Genomic DNA, 12,563 nt, shown 5'->3' on the forward strand with positions numbered 1-12,563 from the left:
CCACCGTCCGCCCCCTGCACCCTGAACAGAGCTAACAATCAGCCATCGGGGGCCAGGTGCACAGGCTGCGTCTGCCTCCCTTACAGGATTACCGCATGTCGATCTATGCCCAGGGCCTGATGCCCGCTGCCGTCAACCATGTCGCCCTCACCCCGCTGAGCTTCATCGAACGCACCGCGGCCGTTTACGGCAACTACCCGGCCGTCATCCACGGCGCCATCCGCCGCAACTGGCAAGAAACCTACCAACGCTGTCGGCGCCTGGCCAGCGCCCTGGCCGGCCGTGGCATTGGCCGCGGCGACACCGTGGCAGTGATGCTGCCCAACACCCCGACCATGCTCGAGGCGCATTTCGGCGTACCCATGACCGGTGCTGTGCTCAATACCCTGAACGTGCGCCTGGATGCCGAGGCCATCGCCTTCATGCTGCAGCATGGCGAGGCCAAGGTGCTGATCACCGACCGCGAGTTCCATGCGGTCATCGAAGGCGCTCTGGCACTGCTTGAACACCCGCCGCTGGTGGTTGATGTAGATGACCCGGAGTACGGTGAAGGCCGCGCGGTCAGCGAGCTGGACTATGAGGCCCTGCTCAACGAAGGCGACCCGGAATTTGCCTGGGAATGGCCCGATGACGAGTGGCAGGCCATATCACTGAACTACACCTCCGGCACCACCGGCAACCCCAAGGGCGTGGTCTACCACCACCGTGGCGCCTACCTGAACGCACTGGGCAACCAGATGACCTGGGCCATGGGCCACCGACCGGTGTACCTGTGGACGTTGCCGATGTTCCACTGCAACGGCTGGTGCTACCCCTGGACCATCACCGCGCTGGCCGGCACCCACGTGTTTCTGCGCCGGGTCGACCCGCAGAAAATCCTGACCCTGATCCGCGAGCACAAAGTCAGCCACCTGTGCGGTGCGCCGATCGTGCTCAACGCGCTGGTCAACATGCCCGAGGCGGCCAAGGCAGCCATCGAGCACCCGGTGCAGGCCATGGTCGCCGGCGCTGCACCACCGGCCAAGGTCATCGGCGCCGTGGAGCAAATGGGCATCAAGGTCACCCACACCTATGGCCTGACCGAGGTCTACGGCCCGGTGACCGTGTGTGCCTGGCATGACGAATGGGACGCGCTTTCGCTGGAAGAGCGTGCCCGGATCAAGTCTCGCCAAGGCGTGCGCTACCCGACCCTCGATGGCCTGATGGTTGCCGACCCGCAAACCCTTCAGCCGGTGCCCCGCGACGGCGATACCCTGGGCGAAATCTTCATGCGCGGCAACACGGTGATGAAGGGCTACCTGAAAAACCCTGAAGCCACCGCCGAAGCCTTCCGTGGCGGCTGGTTCCACACCGGCGACCTGGCCGTGTGGCATGCCGACGGCTATATCGAGATCAAGGACCGGCTCAAGGACATCATCATTTCCGGTGGCGAGAACATCTCCACCATCGAGGTCGAAGACGCCCTGTACAAGCACCCGGCAGTGCTGGAAGCCGCCGTGGTGGCGCGCCCGGATGAAAAATGGGGGGAAACCCCGTGCGCCTTCGTTGCCCTGAAGCCAGGCCGGGAGGACACCCGTGAAGCCGACATCACCAGTTGGTGCCGCGAGCACCTGGCCGGGTTCAAGGTGCCGAAGACCGTGGTGTTCGGCGAGCTGCCCAAGACCTCGACCGGCAAGATCCAGAAGTACGTGTTGCGCGACCGGGCCAAGGCCCTCTGATGCCGTAGCCGCTCCGCTTCAGGCGCAGCACACGGCTGCGCCTGAAGGTTCAGCGCACGCCCAACCATCCCCCACTATTGCAAGAGCTGCCGATGACCACCTATTCCGCCCCCCTGCGCGACATGCGCTTCGTCCTGCATGACGTGTTCAACGCTTCGGACCTGTGGGCCCGCCTGCCCGCCCTGGCCGAACGCATCGATGCCGACACTGCCGACGCCATTCTCGAAGAAGCTGCCAAAGTCACCGGCCAGCTGATTGCCCCGCTCAGCCGCAACGGTGACGAGCAAGGTGTGTGCTTCGACGCAGGCCAGGTCACCACCCCTGATGGCTTCCGCGAGGCCTGGAACACCTACCGCGAAGGTGGCTGGGTTGGCTTGGGCGGCAACCCGGAACACGGCGGCATGGGCATGCCAAAGATGCTCGGCGTGCTGTTCGAAGAGATGCTCTACGCCGCTGACTGCAGCTTCAGCCTGTATTCGGCGTTGAGCGCCGGCAGTTGCCTGGCGATCGATGCCCACGCCAGCGAAACCCTCAAGGCCACTTACCTGCCACCGCTGTATGAAGGCCGCTGGGCCGGTACCATGTGCCTGACCGAACCCCATGCCGGCACTGACCTGGGGCTGATCCGCACCCGCGCCGAGCCCCAGGCCGATGGCAGCGTGCGCATCAGTGGCAGCAAGATCTTCATTACCGGCGGCGAGCAGGACCTGACCGAGAACATCGTCCACCTGGTGTTGGCCAAACTGCCGGATGCGCCCGCCGGTGCCAAAGGTATATCGCTGTTCCTGGTGCCCAAATTCCTGGTCGAGGCCGATGGCCGTCTGGGCGCGCGCAACGCTGTCCACTGTGGCTCGATCGAACACAAGATGGGCATCAAGGCCTCGGCGACCTGTGTCATGAACTTTGATGGTGCCATCGGTTACCTGGTGGGCGAGCCGAACAAGGGCCTGGCAGCGATGTTCACCATGATGAACTACGAACGCCTGTCCATCGGCATACAAGGCATCGGTTGTGCCGAAGCCTCCTACCAGAGCGCCGCCCGCTACGCCAACGAGCGCCTGCAGAGCCGCGCAGCGACTGGCCCGCGGGCACACGACAAGGCGGCCGACCCGATCATCCACCATGGCGATGTCCGGCGCATGCTGCTGACCATGCGCACCCTCACCGAAGCAGGTCGGGCGTTCGCCGTCTACGTTGGCCAGCAACTGGACGTGGCACGCTATGCCGAGGACGCCGGCGAGCGCGAGCATGCCCAGCGCCTGGTGGCACTGCTGACACCGGTGGCCAAGGCATTCTTCACCGATAACGGTCTGGAAAGCTGCGTGCTTGGCCAGCAGGTGTATGGCGGTCATGGCTACATCCGCGAATGGGGCCAGGAGCAACGGGTGCGAGACGTGCGCATTGCACAGATCTATGAAGGCACCAACGGCATCCAGGCCCTTGATCTGCTGGGGCGCAAGGTGCTGGCCGACGATGGTCAGGCGTTGGCCAGCTTTGCCAGCGAAGTGCGAGCCTTCAGTGTGGATGCGCCCTTGTACCGCGAGGACCTGCAGGCGAGCCTGGCGCGGATGGAGGCCACCAGCAGCTGGCTGCGGGAGCAGGCAGGCGAAGATGCCAACCTGGTCAGCGCGGTGGCGGTTGAGTACCTGCAGCTGTTCGGGCTGACTGCGTACGCATATATGTGGGCGCGGATGGCTGCGGTGGCGTTGGCCAAACGTGAGGAGGATGAGGCGTTTCATGGCGCGAAGCTTGCGTGTGCGGCGTTCTATTTCCAGCGGGTCTTGCCGCGAGGGCTGGGGCTGGAGGCGAGTATTCGGGCCGGCAGTGGCAGCCTTTATGGGCTAGAGGCTGCACAGTTCTGAGCGATGTGTCACTGACGCGCTTTTTGCAAGCGCAGCCGTGTGCTGCGAAGAGGCCGGTGCAGGCTAACGAATCTGTACTCACTGACCTCTTCGCAGCATCAGCCCGTTCCAGAAGCGATTGCAGACATCGTCTTGTGCCCGCGAAGGGTTCTCAAACGCTGAAAAACCATGGCTAATCCGACGAAAAACCGGCACAACTGATAGTCATTCGCCATTACATTGGTTCTCGGGAGCCCTCCCGCAAGGGTAGAATGCGCAAAACCCGGAGCCGCAATGAACCACGACCGCCTCAATCCCAACCCAGACGATGCCATCACCGACGCCGCAGCGCATTGGTGCATGCGCCTTCACGCCGAAGATTGCACGCAGGCCGAGCATGAAGAATTCGCTGACTGGTTGGCGGCCGACCCGCGGCATGCCGAAGAGTACCAGGCGATGCTGGAGATCTGGCAAACCGCCGACCTGCTGCCGCGCAGCGCCACCGTCATCGACTTCAACCCACCCGTCAAACACGCCGCCCGCCCTCGCAACTGGCGGCCATTGGCGTCTGCTGCAGCCATCGCCCTGGCAGTGCTGCCGCTGGCCGGCTGGATGGGGTGGGAACAGGGCTGGTTGCCCAACCACTACCAGCACTTCGAAGCCAGTGACCGCATGCAGACCGTGGAACTCAGCGACGGCAGCACGGTACAGCTCAACCTCCACACCGAGCTCACCTTCCTCAACTACAAGGACCAACGCCAGGTCACGCTCAAGCGCGGCGAGGCGTTCTTCAAGGTGCGACACGACAGCAGCCACCCGTTCATCGTGCGTGCCGGCAGTGGCCAGACCCGGGTCACCGGCACCCAGTTCAACGTGTGGAAGTACCAAGACCAGGTGAAGGTCACCCTGGTGGAAGGTTCAGTACTGGTGTCCAGTGAGGGCAGTGCCGGTGGCTACCGCCTTGGCCCTGGCATGCAGGCCAGCTACCACAAGGGCGACTTCGAGCCGCAGCTGGAGCAAAGCGACGACTATGGCAACAGCCTGGCATGGCGCAGCGGCAAGCTGGTGCTCGACAACCTGAGCCTGGAACAGGCGCTGCCGGTGATCAACCGCTACCTCGACGCCCCGCTGCTGCTGGCCGATGCCAGCACCGGCCGTATCCGCATCAGCGGCATCTACAACACCCGTGACGTGGGGCGCCTGGTCAACAACCTGCCCAAAGTCCTACCGGTCTACCTGACCCGCAGCAAGGACGGCAGCACCGTGCTCAATCGCATCTCGCCGCCGCCCGACAAGGGCTGACGCCCTCCCCGCCTTACAAGGTCATCGCTGCCAACCAGCCGAACGCCATCAACGGCAAGTTGTAATGGATGAAGGTCGGCACCACGGTGTCCCAGATGTGGTGATGCTGGCCATCCACGTTCAGGCCCGAGGTTGGGCCCAGGGTCGAGTCAGAGGCCGGCGAACCCGCATCGCCCAATGCACCGGCAGTACCGATGATGCACACCGTGGCCAACGGGTCGAAGCCCAGTTGCACGCACAGTGGCACGAAGATCGCGGCCAGGATCGGCACGGTGGAGAACGACGAGCCGATCCCCATCGTCACCAAAAGGCCTACCAGCAGCATCAGCAAGGCACCGATGCCCTTGCTGTGGTCGATCCACTGCGCCGAGGTTTCCACCAGGCTCATCACCTCACCGGTGGCCTTCATCACCTCGGCAAAGCCGGACGCGGTAATCATGATGAAGCCGATCATGGCCATCATTTTCATGCCTTCGGTGAACAGGTCGTCGGTATCTTTCCACTTGACGATGCCCGACAGCGAGAAGATCAGGAAACCGACCATGGCGCCGATGATCATCGAGTCCAGCAACAGCTGAACGATGAAGGCTGAAGCGATCGCCAGCCCGGCCACCAGCAAGGTCAGCGGGTTGTACTGCACGCTCACCTGCTCCACCTGCTGGATGCGCGTCAGGTCGTAGTCGCGCTTCTTGCGGTAGCTGATGAACACCGCCACCAGAAGGCCGACGAGCATGCCGGCTGCCGGGATGGCCATGGCGTGGGTGACGTTGACGCCGCTCACATCGACACCTGCGCGGGCAACGTTGGCCAGCAGGATCTCGTTGAGGAAGATATTGCCGAAGCCCGCCGGCAGGAACATGTACGGGGTGATCAGGCCAAAGGTGATTACACAGGCGATCAGCCGGCGGTCGATGCGCAGGCGCGTCAACACGTACAACAGAGGCGGCACCAGCAGCGGGATGAAGGCAATGTGGATAGGCAGGATGTTCTGGGACGACACGGCCACCACCAGCATCAGGCCGATCATCAGCCACTTGACCTTGCCACCCTTGGCGTCCCCTCGCCGGTCGATCATGGCCAGGGCGCGGTCGGCCAGCGCATGAGCCAGGCCAGACTTGGCGATTGCCACGGCAAAGGCACCCAGCAGTGCATAAGACAAAGCCACCGTGGCACCACCACCTAGGCCACCGTTGAAGGCTTTGAGCGTGCCTTCGATACCCAGGCCGCCCACCAGCCCACCGACCAGGGCGCCGATGATCAGGGCGATGACCACGTGCACGCGGGACAGGCTGAGTATCAGCATGATGCCGACCGCGGCGATCACTGCATTCATGGTTGGCTTACCTCATTACGACAGAAAAAAGCGCGAACTCTGAAGCAGTAGGCGGCAGATGTCAAAAGCGCCTTGATGCAGCGCGTCAACGGGTGGCCGAATTTAAATTGAATGTTTGAATAAAGAAAAAACGGCATAGGCCGATACTGTGGGAGGCAGCGAGGTGCCTGGCTGGAGAGCTTTGGCGCCTCCCCGCCCCACCGCAAATAAAGCCATAACCCTTACTGCCAAAAAGGGATCCGCCCCCATGCCTTTGCGACAACTTTCCATCCAGTGGAAAATCACCCTGCTCGCCGGTCTCTGTCTGGCCGGTATCGTCACCTTGCTCGTCGGCCTGTCGCTGTACCGCATGGATCACAGTTCGGACCTGGTCAAGGCCAGCAGCATGCAGATGCTGACCGAGGCGGCGCAGTCACGTATCGAATCACAAGGTGAAGTGCAAGCGCTGAACATTCGCCGCCAGTTCATGGATGCCTACCAGTACGGCGCCGGCTTCGCCCGCCAGGTACTGTTCCTCCGCGAGCAGGCCGAAAAGCGCTTTCTCGATGCCTTCGACCTGCGCGAGGACATGACCCGCCAGGTGCGCGCCGCACTGCAAGCCAACCCCGACCTGCTCGGCCTGTCACTGGTGTTCGAGCCCAATGCCCTGGACGACAAGGACAGCCTGTTTGCCGGCAAGGCAGAACTGGGCAGCAACGAAACCGGGCGCTTTGCCCTGTACTGGTCGCAGCCACGCGCTGGCCAGCTGACCTCGATGGCCCTGCCCGAACATGACATGGCCAACACCGAGATCGGCCCCAGCGGCCAGCCGGCCAACACCTGGTGGGTGTGCCCTCGCACATCCGGCAAGGTGTGTGTGGTGGAGCCCTACTTCTACGACATCGACGGCCAGCAGGTGCTGATGACCAGCATCGTGTTCCCGCTGGCGGTCAACGGCAAGATCATTGCCACCCTGTCCATCGACATCAACCTCAACAGCCTGCAGGCACTGAGCCAGGAGGCCAGCCACAGCCTTTACGAAGGCCGCACCACGGTCGGCATTCTTACCCCGGTCGGCCTGCTGGCAGGCTACAGCGCCGATGCCAGCAAGCTTGCCCAGCGCTTCGACCAGGTAGACCCGACCAAAGGCGCCGAGCTGGTGCGCAAGCTGGCCGATGGCAAACTGACTATCCTCCACGACCGCCAGCGCTTGAAAGTGCTGGCGGCATTCCGGCCAATCCCGGACGCCCAGCCCTGGGGCGTGTTGCTGGATGTGCCGGAAAACGCCCTGACCGGGCCGGCCGAAACCCTGAAGCAGGAACTTGACGCGCTCAACACCAGTGGCACCCTGCTGGAACTGAGCCTGGGCCTGGCCGCAGCCATTGCCGGCCTGCTGCTGGTGTGGCTGATGGCCCGCGGCGTTACCCGGCCAATCCTTGGCGTGGCCGCCATGCTCAAGGACATTGCCAGCGGCGAAGGCGACCTGACCCGTCGCCTGACCTACCAGAAACAAGACGAACTGGGCGAACTGGCCGGCTGGTTCAACCGCTTCCTCGACAAATTGCAGCCAACCATCGCCGAGGTCAAAAGCTCGGTGCAGGCCGCCCGAGGCACGGCCGACCAATCCTCGGCGATTGCCACTGAAACCAGCGCCGGCATGGAGCAGCAGTACCGCCAAGTCGACCAGGTGGCCACCGCCTCGCATGAAATGAGCGCCACCGCCCAGGACGTTGCCCGCAGCGCCGCCCAGGCGGCACAGGCGGCACGCGATGCCGACCAGGCCACCCGCGAGGGCTTGGCGGTAATCGACCGCACCACCAGCAGCATTGGTGCACTGGCCGCCAACATGAGCGACACCATGGCCGAAATAGAAGGCCTGGCGCAGAACAGCGAGAAGATCGGCTCGGTACTGGAAGTGATCCGCTCGATCGCCGAACAGACCAACCTGCTGGCGCTCAACGCTGCCATCGAAGCTGCCCGCGCCGGTGAGGCCGGCCGTGGCTTTGCCGTGGTCGCCGATGAGGTGCGCAACCTGGCCCAGCGCACTCAGGAGTCGGTGGAAGAAACTCGTCAGGTCATCGAAGCACTGCAGAACGGCACCCGCGAAGTGGTCGGCGCCATGGACCACAGCCACCGCCAGGCCCAAGGTGGCGTGGAGCAGGTCGGCCAAGCCGTCACGGCATTGCAGCGCATTGGCCAGGCGGTGACGGTGATCACCGACATGAACCTGCAGATTGCCTCTGCCGCCGAGGAGCAAAGCGCGGTAGCCGAGGAAATCAACAGCAACGTGGCGACCATTCGTGATGTCACTGAATCACTGTCTGGCCAGGCCAACGAGTCGGCGCGGGTCAGCCAGTCGCTGAACAGCCTGGCCAACCAGCAGCAAGCGCTGATGGACCAGTTCCGCGTCTGAAGCAAACGGGGCCACGCCAGTGGCCCTGAAACCGACAAAACCTCGTCGTCTACACTTGCCCCCACTGCCAAGGGGTGGCGAACGACGAGGTTTACATGAAGAGAATTCCAGCGCTGCTGGCCGGGCTGCTGTTGACGGTGGGCCTGGCCAGCACCGACAGCGCCGCATCGGCAGAACAGCCTTCACCTATCCATTTTGGTGCCATCGGCTGGGAAAGCGGCGCCCTCACTACCGAGATCCTGCGGCTGATCGTTGAGCGCGGCTACGGCTACCGTACCGACACCCTGCCTGGCAGCACGGTCAGCATGGAGGTGGCCCTGGCGCGCAATGACCTGCAAGTGATCGCCGAGGAATGGGCCGGGCGCAGCCCTGCCTGGGTCAAGGCCGAACAGGCCGGCCAGGTGTTCGCACTGGGCGATACGGTCAAAAACGCAGAGGAAGGTTGGTGGGTACCGGCCTATGTGATCGAGGGCGATGCCGCACGCAATCTGAAACCCGTGGCGCCGGAGCTGCACAGTGTCGAGGACCTCAAGCGTTACCCGCAGGTTTTTTCTGACCCCGAATCGCCCGGTAAAGGGCGCTTTCTCAACAGCCCGAGCGGCTGGACGTCTGAAACCGTCAACAGCCAGAAGCTCAAGGCCTATGGCCTGGATGGGCTCTACAGCAACTTCCGCAGTGGCTCCGGTGCCGCGATGGACGCCGAGATCGGTTCGGCAATCCGCCGTGGCAAACCCGTGCTGTTCTACTACTGGAACCCGACCCCGCTGATGGGGCGCTACAAGCTCATCCGGCTGGAAGAGCCACCGTTCGATGCCCAGGCCTGGGCCACCCTCACCGACCCCGCCAATCCCAACCCGAAGGGCAGCCGCTCGCTGCCGGCAAAGTTGTCGATTGGCGTGTCCAAAGCCTTCCGCGAAAACTACCCAGACCTGGTCAGCGTGTTCGAACAGGTCAACCTGCCCATCGATCGCCTGAACAAGGCCCTGGCCGTCATGAGCGAAAAACGCACGCCCCCGCGCAAAGCCGCCCTCACCTTCCTGCGCGATAACCGCGAGGTGTGGAAAGCCTGGCTGCCGGCGGACATCGCCGCCAAGGTCGAGGCCAGCCTGTGAGCAGCGGTTTCCCGCAAACCCTGCAGTTTTCCTTTGCCGACAGCGTCAACCGCCTGGTCGACTGGTTGGTATTGAACTACGGCGACCACCTGCGCGGTTTTTCTGACCAGTTGCTGCAACTGCTGGTCGGCCTGGAGAACCTGCTGCGTCTGTTGCCTTGGTGGCTGCTGTTGCTGCTGGTGGGGCTGCTGGCCTGGCACGCCAGCCGCAGCCTGCTGCGCAGCGCCGTGCTGGTCGCGCTGCTGGCCCTGATCGGTATGCTCGGGCTCTGGGACAAGCTGCTGCAGACCCTGGCTCTGGTGCTGGTCAGTACCGGCCTGTGCGTACTGGTGGGGGTACCGCTGGGCATCCTGCTGGCCACCCGCCCGCTGGCCAGACGGCTGCTGTTGCCAGTACTCGATGTGATGCAGACGCTACCTGCGTTCGTTTACCTGATCCCGGTGCTGATGCTGTTTGGCCTGGGCAAGGTGCCTGCCGTGTTCGCCACGCTGATCTACGCCCTGCCGCCGCTGGTGCGGTTGACCGAACTGGGCTTGAGCCAGATCGACCCCTCGCTGTTACAGGCGGCACACGGCCTTGGCGCCAGCCGTTGGCAGCGGTTGCGGCGCATCGCCCTGCCCTTGGCGCTGCCAAGTATCATGGCCGGGCTTAACCAGTCGGTGATGATGGCCTTGTCGATGGTAGTCGTGGCGTCGATGATCGGCGCCCGTGGGTTGGGCGAGGATGTGCTGGCGGGGATCCAGACCTTGAATGTTGGCCAAGGGGTGGAGGCCGGGCTGGCAATTGTCGCCCTGGCGATGGTGATCGACAGGATCAGCCAGGCCTATGGGCGTAGCAATCGCTGAGCCGTGTCGCCAGTGCCTGGGAGCAGCCTTGTGCTGCGAGAGGGCCGGGCCTGACAATACGTTTCTGTCAGCTGAGAACCGGACCTCAACCGCATGTCCCTGAAAGCCCTGCGCACCTTGGTGACCATCGCCCGCCACGGCACCTTTGCCCGCGCCGCCGACCTGCTCAGCCTCACCCCTTCGGCGGTCAGCCTGCACATCAAAACCCTCGAAGACGAACTGAAGGTGGCCTTGTTCGACCGTAGCCGCAGGCAGGTGGTGCTGACCGAAGCCGGCCAGTTGGCGGTGGCCCGCGCCGAAAGCCTTCTGGCTGCCTATGACGAACTGGCCGATGCCCTGGCCAGCGGCCCGAGCCTGCGCGGCCGCTTGCGCCTGGGGGCGATCCACACGGTGCTGGCGCGGCGTTTGCCCAAGGCGCTGGTGTGGATCAAGGCTCACCACCCGCAGCTACACATCAGCGTGGCCTCAGGCATGTCGGCGGAGCTGGCGCGGCGCGTGGAAGACGGTGAACTCGATGCAGCGATCACCACCGAACCGGTCAGCCCTTACCCGCAGAACCTGGACTTTACACCGCTGTTCGAGGACCGTTTCTGGGCCATTGCCAGCCCTGAACTGGCCGGGTATAGCGTGCCGCAGTTGCTGGCCAGCCAGCCTTTCCTGCGCTTCGACAAGCGTGCCTGGGCTGGCCGCCAGATCGAGCAGGAGCTACGCCGCCAGCATATGCAGGTGAGCGAACTGATGGAACTGGACAGCCAGGAAGCCCTGGCGCGCATGGCGGTGATGGGCCTGGGTGTGGCGGTTATCCCCATGGCGGACGACGACCTGCAACGCTTGCCACCCGCCACCTGCCTGCCGTTTGGCGAGCCGCAGCTGACCCGGCGGGTGGTGTTGCTGGAGCATGAAAAAAGCCAGCGGCGGCATTTGAGTGCGGTGTTGAAGACCGCCCTGGAAGCCTGAAGCCAGGCTGCTCGAAAGCGCGGTATGCGCCCACCAACATGCATTTTTCCTCAATGGTCACTGAAGAAAACAACGTTTTTACCGATTGATCCGCACCCGTAGTCTATGCCCGTACCCGACTACGGAATGCTGACCATGCTGCACTTGCTGCTGACCACCCTGCTACCCATCATCCTGCTCATTGCCCTGGGTACCTTCCTGCGTATTCGCGGTTTTCTTGCCGAGAGCTTCTGGCCTGGCGCCGAGCGCCTGAGCTACTACGTCCTGCTGCCGTCGCTGTTCCTTCATGGGCTGGCCACCGCCAACCTCGATGGCATACCGGTGCTGGGCATGGCAGGTGCCCTGATGCTCTCAACCTTGGTCGGTGCCTTATTGCTGGTGCTGTATCAGGGCACGGCAAATCATGATGGTGCCGATTTCACCTCGGTGTTTCAGGGCGGTATCCGCTTCAACAACTACATTGGTGCCACCCTGGCTGCGGGCATCTATGGCAGCGCCGGTATTGCCCTGGCGGCGGTGGCCAACGCGGCCATCGTGCCCTTGGTCAACCTGCTCTGCGTGCTGGTGTTTGCCCGCTTCAGCGCCCGTCACAGTTCCCCTGCCACAGTGCTTCGGGCGATCTTCGCCAACCCGTTGATCGTCGGCTGCGCTGGCGGGCTGATGCTACGGGTCTCGGGGCTGGGCTTGCCAGCCGGTATCGACGCCACGGTCAAGGCCTTGGGCCACGCCGCCCTGCCTCTGGGTTTGCTGTGTGTCGGCGCAGCACTGGGTGGCGCCAGCCTCGGCCAGCAGGTGCGGCCGCTGATGGCAGCATCGGCGTTCAAGTTCCTGGTCATGCCACTGACCACCTGGGGCCTTTGCCGGCTGCTCGGCCTGAGTGGCCAGGCTGCGGTGGTGGCGGTGTTGTTCCAGGCGCTGCCCACCGCTTCGTCATCTTATGTCATGGCCCGGCAAATGGGCGGCAATGCGCCACTGATGGCCACCATCATCGCTCTGCAGACCGTGGCCGCCGCCGCTACCCTGCCTTTGGTGTTAATGCTTACGCTTGGCTAGACTGAAATTC

At 63.7% G+C, this 12,563-nt stretch carries 9 protein-coding genes and 1 pseudogene; 9 read left to right on the forward strand and 1 reads right to left on the reverse strand.

The genetic code is table 11. The features are described from left to right. Positions 1-95 precede the first annotated feature (95 nt). The 3 genes from AC3B5Q_RS15135 to AC3B5Q_RS15145 all read left to right on the forward strand — a co-directional run bounded on the left by AC3B5Q_RS15135 (position 96) and on the right by AC3B5Q_RS15145 (position 4,861). Positions 96-1,718 carry an acyl-CoA synthetase gene (locus tag AC3B5Q_RS15135; protein WP_019437073.1) on the forward strand — a complete coding sequence of 541 codons (1,623 nt, stop codon included), beginning with the start codon at positions 96-98 and terminating at the stop codon, positions 1,716-1,718. 92 nt (positions 1,719-1,810) lie between these two features. Further along, positions 1,811-3,580: an acyl-CoA dehydrogenase C-terminal domain-containing protein gene (locus AC3B5Q_RS15140; RefSeq protein ID WP_488392655.1), complete on the forward strand. Its 1,770-nt coding sequence runs from the start codon at positions 1,811-1,813 to the stop codon at positions 3,578-3,580. A gap of 273 nt (positions 3,581-3,853) precedes the next feature. Next, complete coding sequence (locus AC3B5Q_RS15145) at positions 3,854-4,861, forward strand: FecR family protein (protein WP_319298260.1); 1,008 nt, start codon at positions 3,854-3,856, stop codon at positions 4,859-4,861. A 13-nt stretch (positions 4,862-4,874) separates the two neighbouring features. On the opposite strand, the gene AC3B5Q_RS15150 is transcribed toward AC3B5Q_RS15145, so the two are convergent. Beyond that, entirely contained in the window at positions 4,875-6,194 is a 1,320-nt protein-coding gene (locus AC3B5Q_RS15150) for a Na+/H+ antiporter family protein (protein ID WP_021781657.1), read from the reverse strand. 568 nt (positions 6,195-6,762) lie between these two features. Here AC3B5Q_RS15150 and AC3B5Q_RS15155 point away from each other — a divergent pair. The 6 genes and pseudogenes from AC3B5Q_RS15155 to AC3B5Q_RS15180 all read left to right on the forward strand — a co-directional run. After that, positions 6,763-7,728 (forward strand): annotated as a pseudogene (locus tag AC3B5Q_RS15155) (methyl-accepting chemotaxis protein); the annotation flags it as partial. Positions 7,729-7,830: 102 nt separating this feature from the next. Then, the gene (locus AC3B5Q_RS15160) at positions 7,831-8,586 is read left to right on the forward strand and encodes a methyl-accepting chemotaxis protein (protein ID WP_241792063.1); all 756 of its coding nucleotides are present in this window, start codon (positions 7,831-7,833) and stop codon (positions 8,584-8,586) included. 95 nt (positions 8,587-8,681) lie between these two features. Beyond that, positions 8,682-9,698, forward strand: a complete 1,017-nt coding sequence (locus tag AC3B5Q_RS15165; RefSeq protein WP_101196273.1) for an ABC transporter substrate-binding protein — start codon at positions 8,682-8,684, stop codon at positions 9,696-9,698. Then, a complete protein-coding gene (locus AC3B5Q_RS15170; protein WP_021781660.1) occupies positions 9,695-10,543 on the forward strand; it encodes an ABC transporter permease in 849 nt (282 codons plus the stop codon). Before AC3B5Q_RS15165 ends, AC3B5Q_RS15170 begins: the two co-directional genes overlap by 4 nt. A 93-nt stretch (positions 10,544-10,636) precedes the next feature. Next, positions 10,637-11,500 (forward strand): LysR family transcriptional regulator, encoded by an 864-nt coding sequence (locus AC3B5Q_RS15175; protein ID WP_021781661.1) that lies wholly within the window; start codon positions 10,637-10,639, stop codon positions 11,498-11,500. A gap of 135 nt (positions 11,501-11,635) precedes the next feature. Next, positions 11,636-12,553, forward strand: a complete 918-nt coding sequence (locus tag AC3B5Q_RS15180) for an AEC family transporter (RefSeq protein ID WP_021781662.1) — start codon at positions 11,636-11,638, stop codon at positions 12,551-12,553. Positions 12,554-12,563: the final 10 nt, after the last annotated feature.

The organism is Pseudomonas sp. D5(2026) (assembly GCF_057766845.1).

What these genes read in the sequence shown, in the direction of transcription:
- AC3B5Q_RS15180 (WP_021781662.1), top strand. Translation starts at nt 11,636, where the DNA reads ATGCTGCACTTGCTGCTGACCACCCTGCTACCCATCATCCTGCTCATT.
- AC3B5Q_RS15150 (WP_021781657.1), bottom strand. Translation starts at nt 6,194, where the DNA reads ATGAATGCAGTGATCGCCGCGGTCGGCATCATGCTGATACTCAGCCTG.
- AC3B5Q_RS15145 (WP_319298260.1), top strand. Translation starts at nt 3,854, where the DNA reads ATGAACCACGACCGCCTCAATCCCAACCCAGACGATGCCATCACCGAC.
- AC3B5Q_RS15160 (WP_241792063.1), top strand. Translation starts at nt 7,831, where the DNA reads ATGGAGCAGCAGTACCGCCAAGTCGACCAGGTGGCCACCGCCTCGCAT.
- AC3B5Q_RS15165 (WP_101196273.1), top strand. Translation starts at nt 8,682, where the DNA reads ATGAAGAGAATTCCAGCGCTGCTGGCCGGGCTGCTGTTGACGGTGGGC.
- AC3B5Q_RS15140 (WP_488392655.1), top strand. Translation starts at nt 1,811, where the DNA reads ATGACCACCTATTCCGCCCCCCTGCGCGACATGCGCTTCGTCCTGCAT.
- AC3B5Q_RS15135 (WP_019437073.1), top strand. Translation starts at nt 96, where the DNA reads ATGTCGATCTATGCCCAGGGCCTGATGCCCGCTGCCGTCAACCATGTC.
- AC3B5Q_RS15175 (WP_021781661.1), top strand. Translation starts at nt 10,637, where the DNA reads ATGTCCCTGAAAGCCCTGCGCACCTTGGTGACCATCGCCCGCCACGGC.